This is a genomic window from Acinetobacter sp. YH01020 (assembly GCF_013420275.1).
Classification (GTDB): Bacteria; Pseudomonadota; Gammaproteobacteria; order Pseudomonadales; family Moraxellaceae; genus Acinetobacter; species Acinetobacter amyesii.
Genome location: NZ_VOYN01000039.1, coordinates 1 through 25,160, shown reverse-complemented (window position 1 = coordinate 25,160; position 25,160 = coordinate 1). Strand labels below are relative to the sequence as shown.

Sequence of the window (25,160 nt, the reverse complement as noted above, 5' to 3'; positions counted from 1 at the left end):
AAACAAAATGAAGGAATGCTTCATCAAAAAATTGTGTGTAATATCGTTATTATAACGCAGTTACATACATAATTTTAGGAATTATGATAATGAAAAAGGTTTTGAAGGGCATGCCAACTTTTAGTGCCTTGGGGTTTAAAAAACAATTATTGGCACTTACAGTCTGTGTAAGTGTGGGGATGGGAATGGTCAGTGTTGCAGAAGCTGCCCCTGCTCGTAACGTCAATCCACCGTCATTGAAGGCAGGTGCGCCTCAAGTTTATGTGGTGAAAAAAGGCGATACGTTGTGGGATATTTCCAAGCGTTTCTTAAAAAATCCTGTGCGCTGGCCTGAAATCTGGGCGAGCAATAAACACGTGAAAAATCCACACTGGATTTTCCCAGGTGACCGCCTATTAATGTGTACCTACAATGGCCGCCCAATCATCGGCAAGGATGAAGGTGATGGCTGTGAAGGTATTATTCGTCGCTATACAGGTGGCACTAAACTTCAACCACAAGTTCGTGTTGAATCCCTAAATAGTGCGATTCCGGTTATTCCATTGGAATATATTAAGCAATGGCTTGAGCGCAGCATGATTGTTGCCGCTGATTCTGTTGAAGGTACACCTTACATTTTAGGTACAGCTGATCAACGTGTATTAGCTGCCAAAGGCCAAACAGTTTATGCACGCGGCCAAGGCATGCAAGTCGGTCAACGTTATGCTGTTTATCGTGAAGGCGAACCGTACATCTTTACCGATGCAAACGGCAAAAAATACAACGCAGGTTTAGAACTGACTCAAGTCGCTTCAGGTGTTGCCGTTCGTGGTGAAAATGACATTACCACTTTAGAACTGACCGATACTTATAATGCCGAAGTTCGTCGTGGTGATCGTGTTCTTCCTGAATATGACCCAATGCTGCCAACGCTGTTCTATCCAACCAATGCTGAAAATGTCACTGCTGGCGGTAGTGTTGTCCGTGTCATGGGTTCTATTGGTACCGCAGCGGTTCACAGTGTGGTGACGATAGACCGTGGTAGCTTGCAAGGCGTTCAATCTGGTCAAGTCTTTAGCGTGAACCAAAAAGGTGAAATCGTGACTGATCCAAAAACCAAAGAACGTGTTCAACTTCCAGGACAACGTATTGGTAACATCATGGTATTCAAAACGTTTGATAACTTAAGCTATGCTTATGTACTTGAAAGCGAATTACCAATCAACGTAGGTGCAACAATTCAGCCCCCACTGATGGATGACTAATTCTAAATCCACAAAAATGAGGTTGTATTTCAGCCTCATTTTTTATTATCCAACAACAATATCACTAATAATTTTAAACCATAAAAAGAAGACAGATTCAAAGGTCTCATTATGCTCAACTCATTGACTGACTTGCATTTAGATTACATTCGCCTGTGGTTTGTGGTGCAACACTCACTTCGTAGTTTCTATAAAATTCAGCAGCACTATCCTGCCCTACACCACGCCCTTAAGCCTGATCAAATCACCACATGGCAAAAATTAGGACTGCATAAAAATCATTTACAGCGCTTTGAAGAATTTCATAGTCCAAGTGGACAGCTTAGCTTTGAAAAATGTCTCCAGGATATTCAACAATACAGTGACTTTGTACTGATTCCTGAAGACCTAAACTATCCACAACAGCTTTTACCTTATAGCGACAAGCCGCCCATTCTATTTGGACAAGGCAATGCCCAAGCCTTGATGCAACCACAGATTGCGATTGTAGGTAGTCGCAAACCCAGTCCCCAAGGTCGGCAAATTGCCTATGATTTTGCTTATTATCTGAGTGAGCAAGGGTTCTATATTAATAGCGGTTTAGCACAAGGAATTGATGAAGCGGCACATCGCGCTGCCATACAACACCACAGAACCATTGCCGTGATGGGTACAGGTTTAGATCAAACTTATCCGACCGCACATCAGCGTTTAAGACAAGAAATCATCCAACATGGGGGAACCGTAATCAGTGAGTTTCTTCCACACACTCCCCCATTGCAATACCATTTTCCACATCGAAATCGTATCGTGAGTGGGCTCAGCCTTGGTGTCATCGTGGCGGAAGCGGCATTAAAAAGTGGTTCACTGATCACAGCTCAACGCGCTGCCGAACAAGGCAAATCTATTTTTGCCATCCCAGGCCATATTTATAGTGAATCGCATCAAGGTTGCCATCAACTCATACGCGAAGGTGCAATTTTGATTGATCATCCACAACAGGTCATTGAAGACCTAGCTCTGGCCACACAGTGGCAATCGCAGGCTGCCAAAACCTTAACAACCACCGAAATAGCGACACCCGAAACAGCAACACCGGACACCCCGCCACCCGCACCTATCCCAGAACATTTAATTGCGCTGTATCGGCAGCTTGATTGGGTCGGCCAAAGCCTTGATCAATTGTCCATTCAACTCAAAATTGATACCGCGACATTGACCAGTCAACTGATGGAATTAGAGTTAATGGGCTATGCCACACAACAAGCCGGACACTACTTACGTTGTCGAATGGGTAAATTAGGTTCACAATAGTCCTTTGTCGAATCAGTTAAGGTCTATAGAAATGATTACCACCTCTGTTGCAGAAGCAGCTTCCTGTCTTAAAAAAGGTCAGGTTCTCGCATATCCTACAGAGGCTGTTTGGGGATTGGGCTGTGATCCCTACAATGAGCAAGCCTTTCTCGAAATTTTGCGCTTAAAACAACGTCCCATTGAAAAAGGCGTGATTTTATTGGCTGCCAATGTCGCTCAAGTTGAACACCTGCTCCAAGGCTTAACAGAAGATATGCGTCAGCAAGTCATTGCGACATGGACCAACCGTAAACCCAATGAGCGTGCAACCACATGGTTATTACCAGCTGGTGACCATATTCCAACATGGATTAAAGGCAATCATCCAAAAGTCGCAGTCCGTGTGACTACCCACTCTTTATGTGTGGCTTTATGCCAAGCTTTTAATGGCTTTATTGTGTCTACCAGTGCCAATCCTGCGGGATTAACCCCTGCACGTTCCTTACAAGAAGCCAATCAGTATTTTGCCAATGAACTCAATTATTTAAATGGTGATCTCGGCCTAAGCCAAGAACCAAGCAAAATTATTGATGCTGAAACAGGTGAAATCATCCGCGCATAAGCTCGGATGCCTGTCTACACCTGCCTTTCGGGAAAATACAGACAAAAAAAAGCTCAGCCATATAGGGATGGCTGAGCATAAAAAAGGATGTGTATAAAATCACATCCAGAGGGTCTTACAATCTCTGGGTAAATATCAAGTAATTATTAAGAATTACTTCATCATTTACGATGAAAGTATTATGTAATATTTTTTTAAATTTAACAAATAGATTTTTTATATAAATAAAACTACTGATAAGCACTTTATTTGTGATTTTATAACTACTTAGTCAAAATATGTATCTATTTTTGATTGATTTTTAAGACGAGCATTTGTTTTTTTAATTCAGTTTTACACTCAAAAATCCATTTTCAAAAGATTTGCTCTATAAAAAAATAAGTTTGTTTGTTTATTTTTTAATCAATACTTCTCGTAAATTTTCATCTTTTTACTAGATTTACTTACGCTGCGCCAAGATCACCCCAGTAATCGTCATCACTGTGCCGACGGTATGATAAAACATCCACTGCTCAGCCAACCAGAAATAGGCAATAATCGCGGTAAATACCGGCATCAAATTCATAAAAATACTGGTGCGATTCGGCCCGAGATGTTGCACAGCCAACATCCATACCAACGGTGCAATCAATGATGGAAAAATTGCCGCATAAAATACACTTGGCGCATTCGCAGGATTAATCGCGTCAATGCCTAAATACAACACGAATGGCAAGTGATATAAAACGGCAAAGAAAATTTGTACATATAAGCTCAACAGTAGCGGAAGTTTCAATTGCCATTTTTTTAAAAACACCCCATAAAAGGCATAAAAGAACACTGCGAAGATCATGAGGATATCGCCGAAATGTCCGCCCATATTCAGTAATTGACTGAAATCGCCTTGCGCAATGACAAACAATAGCCCCGTAAATGAAATCGCACAGCCTAAGATGGCATAGCGGTTGGGCACATCTTTAAGTATGAAAAATGCAACGGCAATCGTAAAAACAGGGATAAAGGCATTGATGATGCCCATATTGGTCGCCGTCGTATAATGCGCAGCGGTATAGCCCAAGCCTTGATATAACACCATGCCAAAAGCACTCAGCACAGCCAATTGCTGCCAATGCTGCATGATTAACTGTCTTTGCTGCCAAACGGTTTTCAGCATAAAGGGGGTCAGGATCAAAAATGCAATAAACCATCGATAAAAACTGATACTGACCGGTGAAATATAATCAGTTACATAGCGGGTGACGGTAATATTCAACGACCATATAAATACCGCGATCAGAGGCAAACAAATTGCAAATTTCGCCCAACGCGCTTGAAGCAACATGTCTGACTCCTCAATATATTGTGCAAAGATTGGTCTAGGTATTTTGAGTGATGTCTGTTTTAATTGAAATACATGATTTCAGACATTTATATTGTAGTTCAGACATCGACACCTAGGCATATATGACATCAGCACCGATTGAACAACAAATCGAGCTTTTTGAAGCGCACTACACCACATTAGATACGGTCTATCCGCACAGTTGTCTTTGGGGTGATTTTAATTTTTGTCTCGATGGTATTTTCGAGTATGAGATACAAGGACAACACCATCTCTCACCTGCCAGTTATGGGGTGTGGATTCCCCCACATACAGAACATTGCTCGGTCGCGATTGATGAACAACCCATTCATTATGTGGCAATCCGACTGGCACCAGATCTCTGCGTAGATTTTCCCAAGCAGACTGAAGTGTTTAGCATCCAGCCTTTCTTTCGTTTGTTGGTGCAAGAAATTTTGGCCTTTCCTACAGAGCAACATACCACACCACCCTATCGACACCTGCTACAAGTCTTATTCGACCAGTTAAAAACAGCGCCCAAACATCAACATTATTTGCCGCAAAGCCATGATGCGGTGTTAAAGCCGATCTTAGCGCAGCTCGCAGATGTAGATCATTTTAGCTTGAGCCTACAGCGATGCTTATCCAATGTTGTTTTGAGTGAGCGTCAGTTATTGCGGCTGAGTCAGAACGAACTGCAAATGAGCCTTTCTGAATGGAGAAACCGTGCGAAAATTATTTATGCCATTCAACAACTCCGCGCTGGTCAGTCTATTAAAGCTCTCAGCTATGAATTGGGTTATCAACACAGCTCAAGCTTTATTGAGTTTTTTAAACGCTATACAGGAAAAACCCCAAACCAACACCGTGCCACTAGTTAAATGCCAAGCACTCAAGCAAGCATCAGCTCGAATTCTGCAAAGTACTACAAAAATTATGCGAAAAACCTATCGATAAAAGCTTGCTGTTCACCAGATTTCCCTTTAAAACAAGGATGAAAGGCACAACTTCAATTAGGAACGAATATGTCAGCTTCAGTTTACGATATCCCGGTAAAAACCATCCAAGGTGATGACACCACACTCAATCAATACCAAGGCAAGGTTTTATTATTGGTCAATGTGGCCTCTAAATGTGGGCTAACACCGCAATATGAAGGCCTAGAAAAACTCTATACAGAAAAGAAATCACAAGGTTTTGAAGTCTTAGGTTTTCCTGCCAATAACTTTTTAGAACAAGAACCTGGTTCTGAAGCGGAAATTCAAGAATTTTGCTCGATCAACTACAAGGTCGATTTCCCACTTTTTGCAAAAATTTCTGTTGCAGGCGCGGATAAACACCCCCTTTATCAAACCTTAACCCAAGCCATTCCTGAACGCATTGGTGAAGGCCCATGGTGGGATGATTTAGTTGAATACGGTTTAACACCAAATCCAAAGCCTGAAGTGCTCTGGAACTTTGAAAAATTCCTCGTGAATAAACAAGGTGAAGTTGTGGCTCGATTTGCACCTGACATCAAGGCAGATGATGCACGTATTGTCGATGCCATTAATGCTGAATTAGCCAAATAATTCGCCAATATCTCAATCTCTCAGTTAAGATTATTTTGATTTTAACTGAGATTGATCATTTTAAATTATCACAATAATAGTTATCAATTATCACATAATGATAATTTACATAGTTTATCCATTATTTTAATATTTCACATATACATTGTTCAAAGTTTCCCTGTAAATACTCATTATGATGAGTCTTATCAAATCACATCCAGCAGTAAACAGGTGAACTTATGAATACATTAATGAAAGCTATCGTTTTATCTATTTCGACAGCACTTGTTGCTGCTCCAGCAATGGCTGCACCGCAAAATAGCCAACAACATGCACCTGCGCATAATCAAAATACGAAAGCTCAACAGCACACTAAACAAAACACACCAGTAAAAAACCAAAGCCAGAACAAGAAAAAAGCCGTAAATCCTTCACATGATTGGCGTTCTGGACAAAAAGTACCTTCTGAATACCGTGGTCATAGCTACAAAATAGACCACACCAAATACAAAAAATTATCTAAACCAGGCAAAAACCAACAATGGATTAAAGTGAATGGCGACTACATTTTAATGAATGCCGTCAGCCACGCCATTATCAAAATCATTGCGGGTTAAACCCACCAAAACATCAAAAGAGGGCAAATGCCCTCTTTTTTTTGTTCAAGCGATTATTTTGTTATTGCTTTGCAACAATCTATTTTTAATCCACATTCTGCCCCTATATTCAAAGCATAGACTTAACACATAGTGATGATTGAATGAAAAAGCTAGTGCAGAATGCCCTTCTCCCTTTTGCCATTTTTAGTGGTGTTTTGGTGCTGATCGGTTGTGACCCTGCAACAGCACCTGAGCAAGACATTCAAACTACCACTGAAGAAGTTGAATTATCCAATACGGCTTCCTCTGAGCATCATGAAGCAACTGAAACAGAATCAGCGGCTCAGCAACAAAATCTAAAAAGCGGCAATATGTTTTACATTGTCCGTGATGTCGCCGACATGCAATTGAAAGCGGGCAGCTATGTTGAGCAATTGAAACAAACCCAAAGCGATATTGAAACGGCAGTCAATAGCCAAGACCCGATTCAACTACAAAAAGCAGCCGATCAGCTGCAACAACAATTGAAAGGTTTTAATCAGGCACTCAGTGGACTGAACCTAAAAAGTACTGAAATCAATGATATTCGCAGCAATTTACAAGCTGCCAATCAGCAAGTTTTGGCTTCACCCTTTTTAAATGGTCAAATGGATTTAACTCAAGTCGATATTCAGAAAATTAAAAATCAAATGGGTAATATCCAACTGGAGATGGTTAAACTTGCCAGCATGATCATTTCAGATCATTCAGCTCAAGAAAAAACATCAGAAAGCTAATTTTCTCTTAGCTCTAAACATGCAAGACAGACCTTTCAATCATACTGAATCGGTCTGTCTTGATTTTGCTCTATGTTATGTTGCCTGTGGGATTTTGCATTAAAGCCGCATATCAATCACGATACGGCCATCAATTTTACCTTTTTCCATACGATCAAAAATATCGTTGATATTTTCGAGCGGTTCAACATGAATATGTGCTCTGACTTTACCGCGCGCAGCGATATCTAGTGCTTCTTTTAAATCCAGACGTGTCCCAACAATTGAACCACGTACCGTAATTCCCTCCAGCACCATATTAAAGATCGACAAGTCAAAAGTTCCGGGTGGCAAACCATTTAAGACCATGGTACCTCCACGACGGACAATGGCAACAGCCTGCTCAAAGGCCTTCGGAGAAACCGCCGTCACCAAGACACCATGACAGCCTTCACCCGTTGCCTGCAACACTGCTTCTTTTACATCGGTTTTTAAGGCATTAATGCCGACATCGGCACCGAGATTTTTGGCCAATTCAAGTTTTGAGTCATCAACATCAATCGCTACGACATTAAAGCCCATTGTTTTGGCATATTGCACTGCCACATGACCTAGACCACCAATACCGGAAATGGCGACCCAATCCCCTGTTTTGGCCTCGGTCATTTTCAATCCTTTATAAACAGTGACACCAGCACATAGAATAGGTGAGATTTCTAATAGATCGACACCTTCAGGAATCACACCGACGTAATCACCATCTGCTAAGCAATATTCTGCAAAGCTGCCGTTGACTGAATAGCCTGAGTTCTGTTGTTGTTTACATAAGGTTTCCCAGCCCGCATAGCAATGATCACAATGCCCACACGCTGAATATAACCAAGGAATCCCGACGATATCACCAACTTTTAAATGTTCAATTCCTTCACCAATTTCAACTACTTCACCGACACCTTCATGTCCAGGGATAAAAGGTAAGGTTGGCTGAACAGGCCAATCGCCATGCATGGCATGTAAGTCGGTATGACAGACACCTGTCGCGATAATTTTGACCAAGACTTTGCCCGGCGTGACTTTAGGAATTTCGACTTGTTGTATTTGTAGTGGTTGATTAAATGCAGTCACTACGGCTGCTTTCATTGTTGCCATATTTATTCTCTCCATCTTATAAGTGTTGAGATTATTTTTTAAACAACCTAGCTCTACTATAGAGGAAGAATAAATTGGTCGGCGTGATGAATTTGTAAGCAATTCTCTCGGTTTGCTACTTCTTGTGATTCAGTACCTGATGATCGGTTGATCGACCACACATCACAAAGTGCCATGCTGTAAATTCACAATATTTTTTAATCTAAAACTTCCCACATAGTGTTAAGAACCGATATTCAAATATTTGAAACGCATAGAATTTTTAAGCATAGAAAATCTCCCAACCAGAAAATAAACAACTGCCTCTTTTTCCTATTTTAAGATTGAGCAAACTCATAGGTATTACAGTTTTTATCTTGTCCAAGTGCACGTTGCACATCTTGCTTAAAACGGGCTTGGGCAAAATGAAATTTGGCTGGCAGAAACAGGGTAATTCGAGTTTTGTCAGCTCCCATTCCCTCCACCAACATTTTATGTAGAAAAGCGCCATTTTCTGTACGCGCCATCAGCGTGCCCTGCTCTAAATGTTCTTCCAGTCGATTGTCAGTATACACATAAGCTTCTGCTGAGGTGAACGCCACACAGTGGTTATAGGCTTGTCTTAGGTTGCGAAAAGCGGATAAATAGGGAATTTCAAGTTCTGTACTGATGCCATTATCCACTGATTCCGCTACCAATGCGGCTTCAGTCGCGACATTCGGTGTGGTGACATATTGGCTTTGGCAGGCAAGCAGCGGCGTTGCCAGCAATAAGCAGAAACATAATCGAAGTGTATACATAAAAAGTCCTGACCTATTTTGTTGTTATTGGCAGTGCAAAAATTGTAGCAAAAGCCCGTAGCTGCTTTAATATGTAATATAAGGTCTACAGATTTTTTCATCCACTATGCAACTGATTATTTTCACCGGTGTACAAGCATCGGGTAAATCCACATTTTATATGTTGAATTTATATCACAGTCATTTGCGTATTAATCTTGATATGCTGAAAACCCGACATCGTGAAAATATAATTTTTGAAGCTGGTTTGGTGTCTAAAACCAAAATGGTAATTGATAACACCAACCCGACACGTATGGATCGTGCGCGGTATATTCAACGTACGCGAGATGCTGGCTTTGATGTAATTGCTTATTATTTTGACACTGATTTGGCCAGTACTTTAGAACGTAATAGCTATAGAGAAGGTAAAGCCAATATTCCCGAAGTTGGAGTTCGAGCCACCTATAAGAAATCAGAAATTCCCTGCTATGAAGAAGGTTTTACTGAAATTTTTAAGCTTAAAATTATTGCAAATGGCGAGTTCTCAATCTTACCGATGAACCCATAACCGCATAAACCAGTTACTCAGCTTGTTGCTGCTGTTGCCATGTTTTAAACGCAGCTTGCATGGCTTGTCGTTCATACGGTTTCACCAAGCGACTTTCCAAAGAACTAAAATCACCTCTATAGGTTTCAGCCACCATCTCTTTTGCCAGTTCTTGAATACTGACACGACCACGATGCTCATATTGCTGCACTTCTTCATGCGTCAATTCCACATCCCAACAAGACACCACCGAACTCATATCGACCGCAATACTTAAATAATAGTGATCAAAGTCTTGGTAAAGTTCCCAAAAGTGAGGTTCAAAAGCGATGAGATTCATAAGGCAGTGTTAGGCAGTTGAATTGAATGAGAATAAATCAAAATATGAATAAAATATATGCAACTTTAGATTGATCAGTTTTTTCAAATACTTTAGGCATAAAAAAACCACCCTTTCGGGTGGCTCTTTCAATCTCAAACCGTGTCTTATTGAGCGCGGTTTTTGATTTTGCGGATGGTTTCCAACTGAGCAGCAGTTTCTGCAAGAGCAGCCAATGCAGCAGCAGCGTCCAAATCGCTCTTTTGATTTGCTAACAATTGTTCAGCTTGTTTACGAGCTTCAATAATTGCTGCTTCATCAAGGTTGTCAGCACGTACTGCAGTGTCTGCAAGTACTGTAACAACGTGCGGTTGAACTTCAAGTACACCACCTGATACATAGATCAATTCTTCTGTACCATTTTCAAGCAGAACGCGGATTGCGCCCGGCTTGAGCAAAGTTACCAACGGAGCATGGCCAGGCATAATACCCAACTCACCGCCAGCACCTTTAGCAATTAGCATAGTTACAGTGCCTGAGTACAAAGACTCTTTAACACTTACAACGTCACATTGCATCGTTGACATGAGAATCTCCTAAATTAGGTAACTAATTAAAGTTTCTCAGCTTTAGCAATCACTTCGTCAATACCACCAACCATGTAGAACGCTTGTTCTGGGATGTGATCGTATTCACCAGCTAGAAGACCTTTAAAGCCACGAATCGTTTCTTTAAGCGGTACAAGTTTACCAGGCGCACCAGTAAACACTTCAGCTACGTGGAACGGTTGAGAGAAGAAACGTTGGATCTTACGTGCACGGTATACAGTAAGTTTGTCTTCTTCTGCCAATTCGTCCATACCAAGAATTGCGATAATGTCTTTCAATTCTTTGTAACGTTGAAGAACGTTTTGAACTGAACGAGCGATTTCGTAATGCTCAGTACCCACTACAAGTGGATCTAACTGACGTGAAGTAGAGTCAAGTGGATCGATCGCTGGGTAAATACCAGAAGATGCGATGTCACGGCTCAATACAACAGTCGCGTCCAAGTGAGCGAAGGTAGTCGCAGGCGATGGGTCAGTTAAGTCATCGGCAGGTACGTATACCGCTTGGATTGACGTAATAGAACCAGACTTAGTAGACGTAATACGTTCTTGAAGAACACCCATCTCTTCTGCAAGAGTCGGTTGGTAACCTACTGCAGATGGCATACGACCTAGAAGTGCTGATACTTCAGTACCCGCTAGTGTATAACGATAGATGTTGTCAACGAACAATAGAACGTCACGGCCTTTACCGTTTTCGTCTTTTTCGTCACGGAAGTACTCAGCCATAGTCAAACCAGTCAACGCTACGCGTAAACGGTTACCTGGTGGCTCATTCATCTGACCGTAGACCATTGCTACTTTGTCTAGAACGTTAGAGTCTTTCATTTCGTGATAGAAGTCGTTACCTTCACGAGTACGTTCACCAACACCAGCAAACACAGATAAACCTGAGTGAGCTTTCGCGATGTTGTTGATCAACTCCATCATGTTTACAGTTTTACCAACACCGGCACCACCGAACAGACCAACTTTACCACCTTTAGCGAACGGGCAAAGTAAGTCAATTACTTTAATACCAGTTTCTAAAAGGTCAGTAGAAGCCGCTTGTTCTGCATAAGAAGGCGCTTGACGGTGAATTGGTAAACGAGCTTCAGTACCAACAGGACCAGCTTCGTCGATAGGGCGACCAAGAACGTCCATGATACGACCTAAACATGCAGTACCTACAGGTACAGAGATAGGCGCGCCAGTGTTAGTTACAGTAAGACCACGCTTAAGGCCTTCAGTAGAACCCATTGCAATAGTACGAACTACGCCATCACCAAGTTGCTGCTGAACTTCTAATGTAGTTTCAGTACCATCAACATGGAGAGCGTCATAGATCTTAGGAACGCTGTTACGTTCAAACTCGACGTCGATAACCGCGCCGATGATCTGAATGATACGACCGCTACTCATTGCTGTCTCCTCAATTCAAACTAATAATGTTAAACGGCAGCGGCACCACCAACGATCTCAGAGATTTCCTGAGTAATCGCGGCTTGACGCAGCTTGTTATAAATAAGTTGTAGGCTCTTGATCAATTCACCCGCGTTATCAGTTGCAGCTTTCATTGCAACCATACGAGCAGACTGTTCACATGCGATGTTTTCAATCACACCTTGATAAACCATAGACTCAATGTAACGAACCAATAAACCATTTAAAAGCTCTTCAGCTTCTGGTTCATAGATATAGTCCCAACCGTATTGACGGTTTAGACCTTCGCTTTCCTCAGCAGCTGCTAAAGGAACAAGCTGTTCGATTTTTTGGTTTTGAGTCATGGCGTTGACAAAGCCGTTTGACACTAGATAAATACGATCTAACTCGCCTTTATCAAACGCGTCTAACATCACCTGTACAGAACCAGTTAACTGTTCAAGACTCGGAGCATCACCTACGTTTGTAGTTGCACCAAGAACTTTACCGCCGTAGTTTTTAAAAAACGAAACCGCTTTTTGACCAATTAAAGCAAATTGAACTTCAATTGACTGCTCTTGTTGCTGTTGTACGTGTTTTACCACTTTTTTGAACAAGTTAATGTTCAAACCACCAGCAAGGCCACGATCTGAAGAAACAATGATATAGCCAACGCGCTTTACAGGACGTTCAACCATATAACGGTGTTTGTATTCAGGGTTCGCTTGTACCAAATGAGCAATTACACGGTGCATATTTTCGGCATACGGACGGCCTTGAGCCATGCGCTCTTGCGCACGACGCATCTTAGAAGCTGCTACCATCTGCATCGCGCGAGTAATTTTCTGCGTGCTTTTGATACTAGCTACTTTGGCGCGAATTTCTTTTAAATTTGCCATACGCTTAACCTAGTATTCGAAAGCCCTTTCGAGCTTCCGAAGGTTGATCCGTGAACCAAACCAAAACCAGATTCAACACAGTTGAATCTTAGTAAGTTTGAGTCGCTTTAAAGCTTTCAATACCTGCTTTGATTGCTGCTTCGATTTCTTTATCGTAAGCACCAGTCTCGTCAATTTTTTGCATTAACGCAGCATTTTCTGAACGGAAGTAAGAGATCAACGCAGCATCAAATGCAACGATTTTCTTCACTTCTACGTCAGCCATGTAGCCTTCGTTAGATGCATAAATTGAAACAGCTTGGTCAGCAATTGAGTATGGAGCATATTGTTTTTGCTTCATAAGCTCAGTTACACGTTGACCATGTTCAAGCTGTTTACGAGTTGCTTCGTCAAGGTCAGAAGCGAACTGAGCAAACGCAGCTAATTCACGGTATTGCGCAAGAGCGGTACGGATACCACCTGACAATTTTTTGATGATCTTAGTTTGAGCAGAACCACCAACACGTGATACAGAGATACCCGCGTTCACAGCAGGACGAATACCTGCGTTGAATAATGATGTTTCTAAGAAGATCTGACCGTCAGTAATCGAAATTACGTTTGTAGGTACGAATGCAGATACGTCACCGGCTTGAGTTTCAATAATCGGTAATGCAGTTAATGAACCAGTTTGGCCTTTAACTTCACCGTTAGTGAATTTCTCAACGTAGTCAGCAGATACACGTGAAGCACGTTCAAGTAAACGTGAGTGTAGATAGAATACGTCACCAGGATATGCTTCACGACCTGGTGGACGACGTAGAAGCAATGAAATTTGACGGTAAGCAACAGCTTGTTTAGACAAGTCATCATAAATGATAAGCGCGTCTTCACCGCGGTCACGGAAGTACTCACCCATTGTACAACCAGCATACGGAGCAAGATACTGCATCGCTGCAGGATCAGCTGCAGCAGCTGCTACAACAGTTGTGTACGCCATAGCGCCAGTTTCTTCTAGCTTGCGCACAACGTTAGCGATAGTCGATTGTTTTTGACCAATTGCTACGTATACACATTTAATGCCAGAATTTTTCTGAGCGATGATCGCATCGATCGCCATAGCTGTTTTACCAGTTTGACGGTCACCGATGATCAACTCACGTTGACCACGACCAACAGGGATCATTGTATCTACTGATTTATAACCAGTTTGTACAGGTTGATCCACTGATTGACGCCAAATTACGCCTGGTGCTACTTTTTCAACAGCATCAGTAAGTTTTGCGTCAATAGGGCCTTTACCATCAATTGGGTTACCAAGAGCATCTACTACACGGCCTAAAAGTTCTGGACCAACCGGAACTTCTAATACACGACCTGTGCAACGAGCTTTTTGACCTTCTTGAAGGCTTAAGTAGTTACCTAAGACAACGGCACCCACTGAATCCTGTTCTAGGTTCAGTGCCATACCAAATAAGCCGCCGTCGAATTCGATCATTTCACCGTACATTGCATCAGCAAGGCCGTGAATGCGCACAATACCGTCGGAAACCATAACAATGGTCCCTTCGTTCTTAGCGGTCGCGCTGGTGTCCAGATCGCCGATACGCTGTTTAATGAGCGCACTGATCTCGGATGGATTCAGTTGTTGCATTGCGCTATACCTCAATCTTTTTAAAGTTCAGTCTTCGAGCTGTTAAGCAAGAAGACGAGTCCGCATTTTTTCAAGCTTGTTAAGCGCAGAATCATCTATCACTTGGTCGCCTGCACGAATAACTACACCCGCGATTAACGCTGGGTTAACTTCTACAGAAACATTTACGGCAGCTTCGAATTTTTTCTCTAATGCATGCGCAAGTAATTGTTCTTGTACAGAAGTCAATGGGAATGCAGATTCAATCACTACATCCACAGTATTGTTATTCTGTGATTTGAGCTGTTCGTATTCTTCTGAAATTTCAGGAAGAAGTGCCAGACGGTCATTATCGGCAAGCAATGTCAAAAAGTTTGACACTGCTGCAGTCTGGTCTTCACCTAAAACTTTTGCGAAAACACTTACCTGCTCAGCAGGCGTAAGCTCAGGGCGATTTAGATAAGCTGAAAATGCTTCGTCTTGCACCGCAGCACTGAGCAAGTTCAATGCATTTGACCAAGCGTCAGTTGCATTTTGCTCAGAAGCGTAAGCAAATGCTGCTTTAGCGTATGGGCGTGCCAACGTCAAGAGTTCAGCCATAATCCGCCTCTCTTAAAGTTTAGCAGCCAGCTGAGTCAGCATGGCATTGTGAGCTTCTGCGTCAACTTGCTGGTTCAGAATTTTTTCTGCGCCAGTAACTGCAAGAGCAGCAACTTGTTGACGTAATTCTTCGCGAGCAGCATTGATTTCAGTATCAACAGCTTCTTTAGCTTGTTGACGAATACGCTCACCTTCAGCCGCAGCTTGAGTACGCGCTTCTTCTACCAATTGCGCACCACGACGGTTCGCTTGTTCGATCAATTGAGCCGCTTGTGCTTTAGCCGCATCTAATTCAGCTTTCACTTGTGCTTGCGCATCCGCAAGGTCAGCTTTCGCTTTTTCAGCAGCGTTTAAGCCATCAGCGATTTTACGCTGACGCTCACTAATCGCATTGATTAGTGGTGGCCAAACAAATTTCATGCAGAATGCGACAAAAATCGCAAAAGCAATCGCTTGGCCAATCAATGTGAGGTTGATATTCATTGCTATTCCTCAATAGTTTAATTTAGGAATTAAGCTGATTAACCTACAAATGGATTAGCGAAGATGAAGAACAAGCCAATACCAACACCGATCATAGGCACAGCATCAAGAAGACCCGCGATTAAGAACATACGAGTTTGAAGTTGTGGAGCCAATTCTGGTTGACGAGCAACAGCTTCTAAGAAACGGCCGCCTAGAAGACCAAAACCAATCGCAGTACCTAAAGCACCAAAAGCGATCAAGATAGCAGATGCAATTGCAACTAGACCTAAAGTGAGTTCCATGATAATTCCTCAGAGGTTAGGTTTATACCAAATTAAGTTAAAAAATTGTGTGCCCAACCACCCTTTGACAGTTGAGCAATACCATTAATGCTTTTCGCTAGCCATACTCATATATACGATAGTCAACATCATGAAAATGAATGCTTGTAACGTAATAACAAGAATATGGAAGATCGCCCAAGGCACAGACAACGCCCACTGGATCCAGAACGGTAGTAATGCGATCAAGATGAAGATCAACTCACCCGCATACATGTTACCGAACAGTCGTAGAGCCAATGAGATTGGACGTGCAATAAAAGTTACTAATTCAAGAATAATGTTTACCGGAATAAGTAATGCTTTTAAAACTGGGTTACTTGGGTTAAATGGGTTAAGTGCAAATTCTGCACCGAATCCGACAAGACCTTTCTCACGGATACTATAGAAAATAGTTAACGCAAACACTGACAATGCCATACCAAGGGTAATGTTAGGATCAGTAGATGGAACGATTTTGAAGTAAACGTGGTGAGGATCCATACCAAACACGTTAGCACCGATCAATTGAGCTGTATAAGGAATCCAGTCAACAGGGATCAAGTCCATCAAGTTCATGAGGAAAATCCACACGAAGATGGTCAACGCTAACGGCGCGATTAAGCGCGATTTGCCATGGAAAGTGTCACGGACACTTGAGTCAACGAACTCGATAATCATTTCGATTGCAGACTGGAACTTGGTCGGAACACCAGAGTTTGCAGCTTTCGCTACAACCCAGAACAACAAACAGAAAACTATACCAAGGCCAATAGACCAACCCATTGAATCCAAGTGAATAGCAGTGAACCCCATCTCTTGAGCTTCTTTAGCAGTCTCAGCTAACTTCCAAGTACCATCTGGCATTTTGCCATAGGTCAAGTTAGTCAAGTGATGCTGAATGTACTCGGTCGAAGTAAGGGCATGTTCTTCAGCAGCCATAAATCACACCTGGTCAATGTCAAAACTAATAGAGAAAACGAATATCGCGTGCTGCCTGATATCTCGTTACTCTCCAAAAAACTTTTCAATTTTTTGTTGTGTTTATACTCGTTTTTTTAAGCGTGTTGCCCAAAAAGGAGCGACCCACGACATACTTTGTACGAGCATAAAACCACAAAACAATGCCACCGCTGACAACGGTTTGACATTGATCAAAATCAAAATGAATCCAACAATCACGATTGCAAACTTGCCCATTAAGCCACGATACATGTTTGACAGCACCTGTTTAGAGGCACGGGCACCAGCCGCACGAAACGACTGCCATGAAAAGTAGCTACTTGCTAGCCAGCATACCAACGCACCCAAAGCTGCACTATATGCTGTGATTGTGTCTTTAAGGACCCAACCAATCAGGGCTGAAACAGGAATCATTACTGCTTGTAAGATGACTAAAGCTTTCGCTAATCGTCGATCAATCATGCGACTAGTTCGACTCATTTTTGTTCACTCACAGCAATTCTGCTTGACAAGTTTAACTGATGATTATTTTTAATCGCAGGCATTATAGAGTTACACCCCTTAACTTGCAATCTTTTCCCGACCTTAGTCGTGTTTTTTTAAATTGGTAAACTGCTTTCAAACTAATCAATAGTTGTTTGTTTTTTACATTACTTTCGCGCATTTAGTGTGCACTTAAGGGTTTTATCAGCCAACATCTTCCATGCTGTTACAAAATCCCCTGCCCCACTCATGGTTTCGTCCACCGGCTGAAAGACGATGCCACCCAGCTTTTGATACTGATTTTGACTGGCATGTGCTTCTGCAAGTAAGCATATTTTTGGCTGCGCGCGATGGTCTTTCAAGTATTTGATTTGTGCCAATGTCGGCGCGACATGTGGATCATCTGTCAACGCACCGGTAAATTTCAAATTCAGTGAGCGCTCAAGATATTGATAGGCATCGTGGTAAGACCAGTAAGGCTGAGCACGGCTCGACACATCTGTTTTTTGGGCTGTGATCAAGAGTTTCTGCGCAAATGCACGCGCATTAGCCCAATATTTTTCACGATGTTCTGGAAACTGTTGTGAACGTAAAGCAGCAATAAAAAAGCCGATTCGAACTGCATTGTTAGGTTCAAGCCAAACATGGGTATCGATTGTGCCTTTTAATGCATTGCCACGGACATCCCGTAATGGCAAAGCACTGATAATGCCTGAGTCTAAAATAGCAATACTTTTGCCACTTTCACCCAACATTTTTGCCAATGGCGCTTCATGCGCTTGGCCTAGCCATAAAACGAGATTGGCATCTTGCACGGTTTTACGGTGCGCAGGCGTCAAACTCACATCATGTCCAGATTGATGGTCAAGCAGTAGTTTTGGCTGCTCTACGCCCTTGAGTACATCCTTCGCGATTAGATAAATCGGTTGTGTAGAAACAACGAGACCTTGCGCCCAGCTCATTACACTGAATAAAGCCAAACTACAAAAAAGAAATACACGGGACATGGGGAGAGAGCACCATAAAATGAATAGTGTTATAATATAACAAAATCGTAAAAAAACCTACGTCTGTTCGTAAGTCCTTACGCTTCATGTTAAGATTTAAAGTCTTTTTCTTTATACAGTTTCGTACTCGAGGTTGGCTATGAGCGCATGTTCACACGAACATCATAATGCTTTGCATGGTGTACACGATCATCATAATGTCGAACAGCGCCTTGCTGAAGCTGAGAGTCTCTGTAGTGCGACGGGTGCTCGACTTACGCCCTTGCGTAAAGAAGTATTGGAACTGATCTTAAATGCAACGGGACCAATGGGCGCTTATGACCTTTTGGCTAAAATCAAAAGTGAGTCTGACCGACCTGCAGCTCCACCGACAGTGTACCGTACGCTGGATTTTCTGCTTGAAAAAGGTTTGATTCATCGTCTAACGTCGATTAATGCTTACATCCCATGTTGCCATCCGCGCGAAGGACATCAAGCAGCATTTCTGATTTGCACAGACTGTAAAATAGTCAAAGAAGCATCTGCTCAAGGCTTGATGGCGCAACTCGATGAATTATCTGCATCCGATGGCTTTACTGCACATCACAGTATTATTGAAATTTCAGGGATCTGTCAGCAGTGCCGCAGCAAACACTAAATGTGAAGCCCATTGTGGCTTTAGAGCATGTTCATGTCCGAATCGATGAACGTGACATTTTAAAAAATGTAGATTTCGCCTTACACGAAAAAGAAATTGTCACCTTAATCGGTCCCAATGGTGCAGGCAAATCCACGCTAATCAAAGTGTTGTTGGGTATTGTAAAACCTGTATCTGGCAAAGTGATCAGCACACAAAAATTAAAATTTTCATATGTGCCACAAAAATTTAATCCATCACACAGCTTACCACTACGTGTGTGTGATTTATTGGCACTAGAAAAATGTGATGCCAGCATTAAGCAAGAAATTATTCGTGATACAGGCATTGCCAAGTTACAACAATCTAAAGTTCAGCAATTGTCGGGCGGCGAACGTCAACGTGTATTGATTGCACGGGCATTATTGCGTCAACCGAATGTATTGGTTCTGGATGAACCTATGCAAGGTCTGGATATCCAGTCTGAAGCGGAACTGTATGACTACGTGCGTAGCTTGCCAGAAAAATATGGCTGTGCAGTTTTGATGGTTTCTCATGATTTACAGTGGGTCATGCAAGGCACGCACCGTGTGGTTTGCCTGAACAAACATATTTGTTGCAGTGGCTTGCCTGAAAATGTACAGCAACATCCTGAATATCAAGCGATCTTTGGAACAAATCGTGTGTTCTATCAACACCATCACGATCACTGTGCGCATGGCGATAGTGCAACGCCTTGCCAGCATGACTCTCGTCCCCATATTCACCCTGAACCGGAAGCATAATCCATGATGGAATGGCTACAACTCCTTTTGCCAGCATGGATCATGGGCACTTTGCTGGTGTTCCTGACTGCGCCGCTTGGCTGTTTAATGTTATGGCGTCGCATGTCATTTTTTGCGGACACCATGGCACATGGCACTTTACTCGGTGTCGCCATTGCCGGTGCGATGAGTTTACCGCTTTGGACAGGCGTTACATTGATTGCGCTCTTATTGGTTGCAATCTTATGGGTGTTACACGACCCTCGCTTGCCCAATGACGCCTTGCTCGCGCTATGTTCAGCAACACTCCTGTGCTCTGGCTTACTCTTCATACAACGTTTGCCCAGCTTAAAACCTGAATTACTCAGCTATTTATTTGGTGATTTACTCACCATTTCTTGGTCAGATTTGCCTGTCTTTACAGTGGTGATCATTGTGGCACTGACCGTGCTGTATAAAAGTTGGCAATCGCAGATTCAGATTGCCATTGACCCCGATATTGCGGTCAGTGAAGGTGTCAGCGCTAAATGGCAACGTCTGATTTTTATGTTATTACTGGCATTATTTACCGTATTGGCTTTACGTGCTGTCGGCTCATTGCTGATGGGTGCATTGTTAGTGATTCCTGCATTAACCGCTCGTTTATTGGCAAATTCCCCGAAACAAATGGTGCTGTGGTCTTTCATCATTGCCCAAGTCGGTGTGACCGTGGGGTTATGGTCAAGTGCTGGTTTAAACACCTCTACAGGACTGACTATTGTATTAACCATGGCGCTGCTCTTTGCCCTGATTTTTATTATGCAAAAATTTAAGAAAGTGGCTTAAGTAGCAACGTTCATTGCTCAATTCGCCACATATCAAAATAAAAAAGCCATGCAGTTGCATGGCTTTTTTTTGCACGTCAAATACGATGCTCAGAATCATCTAACTGGATTTATTGATGCACCAAACTCAATAAACTCGCAGCACAAGCAAATAATACCGCAAAGGTTCGATTCAAATATTTTTGTTGTTTGGGTGATTTTAATAATCGCAGTACTTTTGCAGCGAGACCGGTATACCCCGCCATGACAATCAGATCAATGCTAATCATTGTTGCAGCCATGATGACATATTGAATCCATTGGGGTTTGGATAAATCTAAAAACTGCGGCAAAACCGCCAACAAAAATACAATCGCTTTAGGGTTGCTCATATTGACCAAAAAGCCATGTACAACTAATTTTAAACGTGATTTATTTGGTAAATCTTGTTGGATTTCAATTGACTCAGTTGGCGCTGTCCACTGTAAATAAGCCAGATACAATAAATATCCCACTCCAAACCATTTCACGATCAGAAAAGCCCATGGTGTCGTCGCAAATAAGACCCCTGCCCCAGCTGCAACAATGGCGATCTGAACCAAAAGTGCCAATTGCAGGCCGATTGCATTCCAATACCCATGCTTAAACCCATAATTCAAACCACTCGACATAGACGCAATTGCACCTGCACCTGGGGAAACACTAATTACCCAACATGCCAACATGTATGCAATCCAGATTTGATAGGACATCATTAGCTCAAGTTTGAAATGGGTCTGTATTATATGACATTTACTCTATTTTCATGACAATAATGCACGCTAAAAGGCCAAATGAAGGCTACACTCTCAGCGCTGCTTAAGGCACAATATACACAGCCACTCAGAAATTATAATTTTTAGGAGCCATGAATGTCTGCTCAATCTGTAATTTTGCCATTACCCTCAGATCATGCTCGTTTTATTGTTTTACGTTTAAAAGATTTAACGATTAGCGAATTAAAAGAACAACTTGAAGACTTATTTAGCACTCGTGATCGTCTAATTACCCAACATCCTAATGCACAGATTAAAACAGCTGTGGCTTTTGGACCTGAACTTTGGGCACAACTTTACAGTCAAGCTCCGGCAGGCTTTAAACAACTTGATCCAATTCAAGGTTCATTTAACATGCCTGTAGCCCCAGCAGATGTACTGATTCACATTGCAGCACAGCGTACAGATATTTGCTTTGCTTTAAGCCAAGCTTTCTTTGATGGCATTCAAGATAAAGTGGAGGTTTTAGATGAGCGTGTTTGCTTCCGTAATTTCGATGGCCGTGACTTAACTGGCTTTATTGATGGTACTGAAAACCCTCAATTTCCAGATGACCGCGCTGAAACAGCTTTACTTTCTGAAGAAGCAGGCATTTTTGCAGATGGTTCTTTTGTGTTTGCGCAGCGATATGCACACAACTTAGATAAATGGAAAAAGTTAAAGGTAGATGCTCAGGAACATGTAATTGGGCGTACCAAACTTGAATCGATTGAGTTGAACGAAGACGAACAACCTGAAAACTCACATATATCACGTACCGTTGTTGAAGATGGTGAGGGTGAAGAACTCGCAATTTTGCGTCATTCATTGCCTTATGGCGATGGCCGCGGTGACCAAGGTTTGTTCTTTATTGCTTATACCAAAGATCTCAGCATTATCGACAGTATGTTGGTTCGTATGTTTGGCACCAGTGGTGACGGCATTCATGACCGCTTACTTCACTTTGTTACGCCAATGGACGGAGCGTATTACTTTGCACCAAGTGAAGAGCTGTTGGAAGAAGTTTTAGAAGGGTAAAGTAGAAAAAGCCGACGAGTGTCGGCTTCATTTATTATATGTTTATACATTCATGACGCTATTTCATAATTACTAGCAACAGCAGATTCATATGAATCAATAAATTCCTCTTGAGGAATATCATCAGCATTAATTTCACAAACGGCTTTTTCTTCACTAAGCTTTTTATCTATTTCTTTACCTTGATCACTTCTACGTGATTCATATACAGTTCTTTGTCTAAAATAACTAAATGGTTCAGCATTGAATAAAAAACCATATTTAGAATCATGCACAAAGTCAGAATAAAATTTTGTTACATCTTCATGAGCAGGTTCATTCCAACTCTCTAAAATCCAGTTTTCCATATTAATTAGATATTCATAACTTTCAGATACGGGTGAGGTCACCTTAAATATTCCAGCACCATTTCTTAATGCCTGCAACCGGTCCATTTCTGTAGCCATGTCTCGAGGACTCCAAAACATCAAAGTATCTTTTACTTTATTACCTATGCCTTTTCTCGCATTTTCACTAACTGAATCCACATTATTTCTAGATAAGGTGCCATAAGCACTGTAATAAACTTTCATAAATGAAATAATCTGCTCTTCAATACTTCCAGCATTAGATATTTTATCTTTTACTGCATTATATAATCTTTGCGTTTCTTCTTTAATTTCAAATTGCTGTTCAAAAAGTTGGCTATGATCTTTCTCTAACTCCTCATAACTCAGCATTCTTACACCAGCATTTGTTGCCTCTTGAAGCATGTCTTTTAACGGAATTCTAGCAAAGTTATCATTTACATTTTGGCTACCTGGCGTATAGCCACCACCCACATCAGAATGCATACCTGGGTATACCAACTCTTTCCAATTAGAGTTAGATATTTCACCATTTTTTTTATGTATTAAATCAACAGGAAATGCAAAACGCAATTCATTACCAGCCACATGATGAACACACATTTTTACGCGCTCATCAATTACCATATCACGGCCTTTAAATGTAATATTATTGTTTAAATTTGCTGCAGGCAAACCAAAAGATGCAACAGTATCGAATATACCCATAAATTTAAACTCAATGGGATATTTACCTGTTCCATAGGTTAAACCATCACAACTGGATTCGCACTGCCACATAAACTGATTTGTAAATGCCCTTGCTAAAGCAGCTCCTCGAGAAAATCCAAAGGTGGAAATATTAATTTTTTTTATTAAACGATGCTCATCCAAACTTTTAGCTATTTCAGCAAAACTATAATCTTTTTTCTCATTAACATATTTACTAACATCAATCTCAGCTTTCTGTGCATTAAAAATCATGACTTGCTTAAGTGCATCGTTTAACTGCTCTTCGCTATAATCTAAACGCCTAGCCCCACCTAACCCTAAACCTGCACCTAAACCCAAATGATCTTGAAGTACCGAAATAGCACGTTGAAAAAAATTTAAGTCGGCGTTAAAACGAGTACCAACACCAGAAGCATAAATCGCATAATTCGAGCAATCTCCCTTTTGACTATCAATGAATGTACGAGCATTTCGCCATAGTCGTGCTGGATTAGACCATTTCTTTTTATCACTGTCCTTGTCCTTGTTATTTCCAGTCCCGTCGAAGAAAACTGAAATATGTACTACATCGCTACAATCTTGTTTAGCAGTAGGTTCATTATTTGGAACATCACTATTTGTTTCAATTACACGATTTATTTCAGACATTTTAAATCTCGCTTAATTATTATTTTTTAGTTTATTTAACCATTTCAAGCCTTTTTCTGTCGGTACTGGTAAATTATTAGATGTAATTATTTCAACAGTATCATCTGGGTAAATATGAGCAGCAAGATATTTTTTATTCCTTAATTCAGCTTTATTAAGAAAAATTTCATTTTTAGAAAAGTGGATATTTTCACTATTAGTCTCACCCCATACTATTTCTTGTTTACCAACATGAATTTTATTTGTAGAAATTGCCTTACCAAACCCTCCTCCTATTTCCTCTCCATTTACTTTCAACATATAATCGGAATAATGAGGACTATAATTAAATGAAGTAGTAGCCATCATATAAGAAGTCTTTACTCCAGCACACCCTATAGTGCTTAAAGCCAAACTAACAGGTAAAATTATTATTTTAAAAATATTCACTATTCTCTCCTAAATATTTATACTAACTAGCCTTAATAACTAACAATTTCATTGCTTCATCCATATCTATTTTTTTATCTTTTAATAGATTTAGAACCTCATTAACTTTTAAATTATTTAAGTAATCATTTCCATAAATTATTTTCATACAAATAAAGTTTAAAATATCTCTTGTACCACTTAATCCATACAATCTAGCCTCAGGAATTGAACAAGTAACAAAATCATATAATTCAATTTCAGGGATATCTTTTATTAAGAAAGAGTTATTTAATTTCAGATAATAGATTATATTATCAGGAAAGGTTGCTTCAACCATTAATTCTTCCTGATCAGAGGTAAAAACTAATGGGGGGGTTTTGTTTTCTTTAAAATCGTTATAAACATTAGACTTCCGTCATAAATCAAAAAACGTACAATTTATTTGATCTTAAATTAATCAGCAAAATTATTTAATTCGAGGGATAATCCTTGGATGAAATTCAAAGATATTCAAAAATTATCAGACGTT

Annotated in this window: 30 protein-coding genes; 12 read left to right on the top strand and 18 right to left on the bottom strand. The window is 41.1% G+C overall.

The genetic code is table 11. The annotated features are described in order from the left end of the window. The first annotated feature begins 89 nt into the window (after positions 1-89). From FTT85_RS13600 to FTT85_RS13590, 3 genes are all read left to right on the top strand, one after another. Positions 90-1,244 carry a LysM peptidoglycan-binding domain-containing protein gene (locus FTT85_RS13600; protein ID WP_180039746.1) on the top strand — a complete coding sequence of 385 codons (1,155 nt, stop codon included), beginning with the start codon at positions 90-92 and terminating at the stop codon, positions 1,242-1,244. A 111-nt stretch (positions 1,245-1,355) separates the two neighbouring features. Continuing rightward, positions 1,356-2,537 carry a DNA-processing protein DprA gene (gene dprA / locus FTT85_RS13595; protein WP_180039748.1) on the top strand — a complete coding sequence of 394 codons (1,182 nt, stop codon included), beginning with the start codon at positions 1,356-1,358 and terminating at the stop codon, positions 2,535-2,537. 31 nt (positions 2,538-2,568) lie between these two features. After that, positions 2,569-3,138, top strand: a complete 570-nt coding sequence (locus FTT85_RS13590; RefSeq protein ID WP_111885874.1) for an L-threonylcarbamoyladenylate synthase — start codon at positions 2,569-2,571, stop codon at positions 3,136-3,138. A gap of 439 nt (positions 3,139-3,577) precedes the next feature. On the opposite strand, the gene FTT85_RS13585 is transcribed toward FTT85_RS13590, so the two are convergent. Further along, positions 3,578-4,459 carry a DMT family transporter gene (locus tag FTT85_RS13585; protein ID WP_180039750.1) on the bottom strand — a complete coding sequence of 294 codons (882 nt, stop codon included), beginning with the start codon at positions 4,457-4,459 and terminating at the stop codon, positions 3,578-3,580. A 122-nt stretch (positions 4,460-4,581) separates the two neighbouring features. Here FTT85_RS13585 and FTT85_RS13580 point away from each other — a divergent pair, with 122 nt between their 5' ends. The 4 genes from FTT85_RS13580 (at position 4,582) to FTT85_RS13565 (ending at position 7,387) form a co-directional block, all read left to right on the top strand. Next, positions 4,582-5,340: a helix-turn-helix transcriptional regulator gene (locus FTT85_RS13580; protein WP_180039752.1), complete on the top strand. Its 759-nt coding sequence runs from the start codon at positions 4,582-4,584 to the stop codon at positions 5,338-5,340. A 144-nt stretch (positions 5,341-5,484) separates the two neighbouring features. Then, positions 5,485-6,030, top strand: coding sequence for a glutathione peroxidase (locus FTT85_RS13575; RefSeq protein WP_111885877.1), 546 nt, complete (start codon positions 5,485-5,487; stop codon positions 6,028-6,030). Positions 6,031-6,251: 221 nt separating this feature from the next. Continuing rightward, entirely contained in the window at positions 6,252-6,629 is a 378-nt protein-coding gene (locus FTT85_RS13570; RefSeq protein WP_180183771.1) for an RcnB family protein, read from the top strand. A gap of 143 nt (positions 6,630-6,772) precedes the next feature. Beyond that, positions 6,773-7,387, top strand: coding sequence for a hypothetical protein (locus FTT85_RS13565; RefSeq protein WP_180022166.1), 615 nt, complete (start codon positions 6,773-6,775; stop codon positions 7,385-7,387). Between the two features lie 99 nt (positions 7,388-7,486). Here the strand turns inward: FTT85_RS13565 and adhP are convergent, their stop codons facing one another. Continuing rightward, complete coding sequence (gene adhP / locus FTT85_RS13560) at positions 7,487-8,515, bottom strand: alcohol dehydrogenase AdhP (protein ID WP_180022167.1); 1,029 nt, start codon at positions 8,513-8,515, stop codon at positions 7,487-7,489. A 317-nt stretch (positions 8,516-8,832) separates the two neighbouring features. Further along, positions 8,833-9,294, bottom strand: a complete 462-nt coding sequence (locus FTT85_RS13555; protein WP_180022168.1) for a hypothetical protein — start codon at positions 9,292-9,294, stop codon at positions 8,833-8,835. Between the two features lie 106 nt (positions 9,295-9,400). Here FTT85_RS13555 and FTT85_RS13550 point away from each other — a divergent pair, with 106 nt between their 5' ends. Continuing rightward, positions 9,401-9,844: an AAA family ATPase gene (locus FTT85_RS13550; RefSeq protein WP_180039756.1), complete on the top strand. Its 444-nt coding sequence runs from the start codon at positions 9,401-9,403 to the stop codon at positions 9,842-9,844. Between the two features lie 13 nt (positions 9,845-9,857). On the opposite strand, the gene FTT85_RS13545 is transcribed toward FTT85_RS13550, so the two are convergent. From FTT85_RS13545 to FTT85_RS13495, 11 genes are all read right to left on the bottom strand, one after another. Beyond that, on the bottom strand, positions 9,858-10,163 hold the full coding sequence (locus FTT85_RS13545) for a hypothetical protein (RefSeq protein WP_180022170.1): 306 nt from the start codon (positions 10,161-10,163) through the stop codon (positions 9,858-9,860). 146 nt (positions 10,164-10,309) lie between these two features. After that, entirely contained in the window at positions 10,310-10,729 is a 420-nt protein-coding gene (locus FTT85_RS13540) for a F0F1 ATP synthase subunit epsilon (protein ID WP_180022171.1), read from the bottom strand. A 26-nt stretch (positions 10,730-10,755) separates the two neighbouring features. Continuing rightward, positions 10,756-12,150 carry a F0F1 ATP synthase subunit beta gene (gene atpD, locus FTT85_RS13535; RefSeq protein ID WP_078191473.1) on the bottom strand — a complete coding sequence of 465 codons (1,395 nt, stop codon included), beginning with the start codon at positions 12,148-12,150 and terminating at the stop codon, positions 10,756-10,758. A gap of 29 nt (positions 12,151-12,179) precedes the next feature. Beyond that, positions 12,180-13,049 carry a F0F1 ATP synthase subunit gamma gene (gene atpG / locus FTT85_RS13530; RefSeq protein WP_078191474.1) on the bottom strand — a complete coding sequence of 290 codons (870 nt, stop codon included), beginning with the start codon at positions 13,047-13,049 and terminating at the stop codon, positions 12,180-12,182. Positions 13,050-13,137: 88 nt separating this feature from the next. Then, a complete protein-coding gene (gene atpA, locus FTT85_RS13525) occupies positions 13,138-14,682 on the bottom strand; it encodes a F0F1 ATP synthase subunit alpha (protein ID WP_078191475.1) in 1,545 nt (514 codons plus the stop codon). A gap of 42 nt (positions 14,683-14,724) precedes the next feature. Further along, complete coding sequence (locus FTT85_RS13520; RefSeq protein WP_078191476.1) at positions 14,725-15,261, bottom strand: F0F1 ATP synthase subunit delta; 537 nt, start codon at positions 15,259-15,261, stop codon at positions 14,725-14,727. Between the two features lie 12 nt (positions 15,262-15,273). Further along, on the bottom strand, positions 15,274-15,744 hold the full coding sequence (locus FTT85_RS13515) for a F0F1 ATP synthase subunit B (protein WP_078191477.1): 471 nt from the start codon (positions 15,742-15,744) through the stop codon (positions 15,274-15,276). Between the two features lie 38 nt (positions 15,745-15,782). Further along, positions 15,783-16,028: a F0F1 ATP synthase subunit C gene (gene atpE / locus FTT85_RS13510; protein ID WP_000424060.1), complete on the bottom strand. Its 246-nt coding sequence runs from the start codon at positions 16,026-16,028 to the stop codon at positions 15,783-15,785. A gap of 84 nt (positions 16,029-16,112) precedes the next feature. Beyond that, positions 16,113-16,988, bottom strand: a complete 876-nt coding sequence (gene atpB / locus FTT85_RS13505; protein WP_078191478.1) for a F0F1 ATP synthase subunit A — start codon at positions 16,986-16,988, stop codon at positions 16,113-16,115. Between the two features lie 102 nt (positions 16,989-17,090). Beyond that, positions 17,091-17,489 carry an ATP synthase subunit I gene (locus FTT85_RS13500; protein ID WP_078194025.1) on the bottom strand — a complete coding sequence of 133 codons (399 nt, stop codon included), beginning with the start codon at positions 17,487-17,489 and terminating at the stop codon, positions 17,091-17,093. Between the two features lie 170 nt (positions 17,490-17,659). Beyond that, complete coding sequence (locus FTT85_RS13495) at positions 17,660-18,499, bottom strand: metal ABC transporter solute-binding protein, Zn/Mn family (RefSeq protein ID WP_180039758.1); 840 nt, start codon at positions 18,497-18,499, stop codon at positions 17,660-17,662. 139 nt (positions 18,500-18,638) lie between these two features. Here FTT85_RS13495 and FTT85_RS13490 point away from each other — a divergent pair, with 139 nt between their 5' ends. From FTT85_RS13490 to znuB, 3 genes are read left to right on the top strand one after another with little or no spacing between them, the layout of a single operon-like run. Continuing rightward, positions 18,639-19,136, top strand: a complete 498-nt coding sequence (locus tag FTT85_RS13490; RefSeq protein ID WP_078191481.1) for a transcriptional repressor — start codon at positions 18,639-18,641, stop codon at positions 19,134-19,136. Beyond that, on the top strand, positions 19,109-19,900 hold the full coding sequence (gene znuC / locus FTT85_RS13485) for a zinc ABC transporter ATP-binding protein ZnuC (RefSeq protein WP_180039825.1): 792 nt from the start codon (positions 19,109-19,111) through the stop codon (positions 19,898-19,900). The genes FTT85_RS13490 and znuC overlap by 28 nt, the downstream gene beginning before the upstream one ends. A gap of 3 nt (positions 19,901-19,903) precedes the next feature. Beyond that, the gene (gene znuB / locus FTT85_RS13480) at positions 19,904-20,704 is read left to right on the top strand and encodes a zinc ABC transporter permease subunit ZnuB (protein WP_180039760.1); all 801 of its coding nucleotides are present in this window, start codon (positions 19,904-19,906) and stop codon (positions 20,702-20,704) included. A gap of 109 nt (positions 20,705-20,813) precedes the next feature. On the opposite strand, the gene FTT85_RS13475 is transcribed toward znuB, so the two are convergent. Then, positions 20,814-21,434 (bottom strand): LysE family transporter, encoded by a 621-nt coding sequence (locus FTT85_RS13475; protein WP_180039762.1) that lies wholly within the window; start codon positions 21,432-21,434, stop codon positions 20,814-20,816. A 159-nt stretch (positions 21,435-21,593) separates the two neighbouring features. On the opposite strand from FTT85_RS13475, the gene FTT85_RS13470 reads away from it, so the two are divergent. Further along, complete coding sequence (locus tag FTT85_RS13470; RefSeq protein WP_180039764.1) at positions 21,594-22,514, top strand: Dyp-type peroxidase; 921 nt, start codon at positions 21,594-21,596, stop codon at positions 22,512-22,514. A gap of 50 nt (positions 22,515-22,564) precedes the next feature. Here FTT85_RS13470 and FTT85_RS13465 read toward each other — a convergent pair whose 3' ends face one another. From FTT85_RS13465 to FTT85_RS13455, 3 genes are read right to left on the bottom strand one after another with little or no spacing between them, the layout of a single operon-like run. Then, complete coding sequence (locus tag FTT85_RS13465; RefSeq protein WP_180039766.1) at positions 22,565-24,220, bottom strand: DUF2235 domain-containing protein; 1,656 nt, start codon at positions 24,218-24,220, stop codon at positions 22,565-22,567. Between the two features lie 12 nt (positions 24,221-24,232). Beyond that, positions 24,233-24,649 (bottom strand): hypothetical protein, encoded by a 417-nt coding sequence (locus FTT85_RS13460; protein WP_180039768.1) that lies wholly within the window; start codon positions 24,647-24,649, stop codon positions 24,233-24,235. A 22-nt stretch (positions 24,650-24,671) separates the two neighbouring features. Further along, positions 24,672-24,968, bottom strand: a complete 297-nt coding sequence (locus FTT85_RS13455) for a hypothetical protein (protein ID WP_180183770.1) — start codon at positions 24,966-24,968, stop codon at positions 24,672-24,674. Positions 24,969-25,160: the final 192 nt, after the last annotated feature.

Excerpts from the sequence above, each read along its gene's own strand:
- FTT85_RS13600 (WP_180039746.1), top strand. The coding sequence starts at position 90 with ATGAAAAAGGTTTTGAAGGGCATGCCAACTTTTAGTGCCTTGGGGTTT.
- dprA (WP_180039748.1), top strand. The coding sequence starts at position 1,356 with ATGCTCAACTCATTGACTGACTTGCATTTAGATTACATTCGCCTGTGG.
- FTT85_RS13590 (WP_111885874.1), top strand. The coding sequence starts at position 2,569 with ATGATTACCACCTCTGTTGCAGAAGCAGCTTCCTGTCTTAAAAAAGGT.
- FTT85_RS13585 (WP_180039750.1), bottom strand. The coding sequence starts at position 4,459 with ATGTTGCTTCAAGCGCGTTGGGCGAAATTTGCAATTTGTTTGCCTCTG.
- FTT85_RS13580 (WP_180039752.1), top strand. The coding sequence starts at position 4,582 with ATGACATCAGCACCGATTGAACAACAAATCGAGCTTTTTGAAGCGCAC.
- FTT85_RS13575 (WP_111885877.1), top strand. The coding sequence starts at position 5,485 with ATGTCAGCTTCAGTTTACGATATCCCGGTAAAAACCATCCAAGGTGAT.
- FTT85_RS13570 (WP_180183771.1), top strand. The coding sequence starts at position 6,252 with ATGAATACATTAATGAAAGCTATCGTTTTATCTATTTCGACAGCACTT.
- FTT85_RS13565 (WP_180022166.1), top strand. The coding sequence starts at position 6,773 with ATGAAAAAGCTAGTGCAGAATGCCCTTCTCCCTTTTGCCATTTTTAGT.
- adhP (WP_180022167.1), bottom strand. The coding sequence starts at position 8,515 with ATGGCAACAATGAAAGCAGCCGTAGTGACTGCATTTAATCAACCACTA.
- FTT85_RS13555 (WP_180022168.1), bottom strand. The coding sequence starts at position 9,294 with ATGTATACACTTCGATTATGTTTCTGCTTATTGCTGGCAACGCCGCTG.
- FTT85_RS13550 (WP_180039756.1), top strand. The coding sequence starts at position 9,401 with ATGCAACTGATTATTTTCACCGGTGTACAAGCATCGGGTAAATCCACA.
- FTT85_RS13545 (WP_180022170.1), bottom strand. The coding sequence starts at position 10,163 with ATGAATCTCATCGCTTTTGAACCTCACTTTTGGGAACTTTACCAAGAC.
- FTT85_RS13540 (WP_180022171.1), bottom strand. The coding sequence starts at position 10,729 with ATGTCAACGATGCAATGTGACGTTGTAAGTGTTAAAGAGTCTTTGTAC.
- atpD (WP_078191473.1), bottom strand. The coding sequence starts at position 12,150 with ATGAGTAGCGGTCGTATCATTCAGATCATCGGCGCGGTTATCGACGTC.
- atpG (WP_078191474.1), bottom strand. The coding sequence starts at position 13,049 with ATGGCAAATTTAAAAGAAATTCGCGCCAAAGTAGCTAGTATCAAAAGC.
- atpA (WP_078191475.1), bottom strand. The coding sequence starts at position 14,682 with ATGCAACAACTGAATCCATCCGAGATCAGTGCGCTCATTAAACAGCGT.
- FTT85_RS13520 (WP_078191476.1), bottom strand. The coding sequence starts at position 15,261 with ATGGCTGAACTCTTGACGTTGGCACGCCCATACGCTAAAGCAGCATTT.
- FTT85_RS13515 (WP_078191477.1), bottom strand. The coding sequence starts at position 15,744 with ATGAATATCAACCTCACATTGATTGGCCAAGCGATTGCTTTTGCGATT.
- atpE (WP_000424060.1), bottom strand. The coding sequence starts at position 16,028 with ATGGAACTCACTTTAGGTCTAGTTGCAATTGCATCTGCTATCTTGATC.
- atpB (WP_078191478.1), bottom strand. The coding sequence starts at position 16,988 with ATGGCTGCTGAAGAACATGCCCTTACTTCGACCGAGTACATTCAGCAT.
- FTT85_RS13500 (WP_078194025.1), bottom strand. The coding sequence starts at position 17,489 with ATGAGTCGAACTAGTCGCATGATTGATCGACGATTAGCGAAAGCTTTA.
- FTT85_RS13495 (WP_180039758.1), bottom strand. The coding sequence starts at position 18,499 with ATGTCCCGTGTATTTCTTTTTTGTAGTTTGGCTTTATTCAGTGTAATG.
- FTT85_RS13490 (WP_078191481.1), top strand. The coding sequence starts at position 18,639 with ATGAGCGCATGTTCACACGAACATCATAATGCTTTGCATGGTGTACAC.
- znuB (WP_180039760.1), top strand. The coding sequence starts at position 19,904 with ATGATGGAATGGCTACAACTCCTTTTGCCAGCATGGATCATGGGCACT.
- FTT85_RS13475 (WP_180039762.1), bottom strand. The coding sequence starts at position 21,434 with ATGTCCTATCAAATCTGGATTGCATACATGTTGGCATGTTGGGTAATT.
- FTT85_RS13470 (WP_180039764.1), top strand. The coding sequence starts at position 21,594 with ATGTCTGCTCAATCTGTAATTTTGCCATTACCCTCAGATCATGCTCGT.
- FTT85_RS13465 (WP_180039766.1), bottom strand. The coding sequence starts at position 24,220 with ATGTCTGAAATAAATCGTGTAATTGAAACAAATAGTGATGTTCCAAAT.
- FTT85_RS13455 (WP_180183770.1), bottom strand. The coding sequence starts at position 24,968 with ATGGTTGAAGCAACCTTTCCTGATAATATAATCTATTATCTGAAATTA.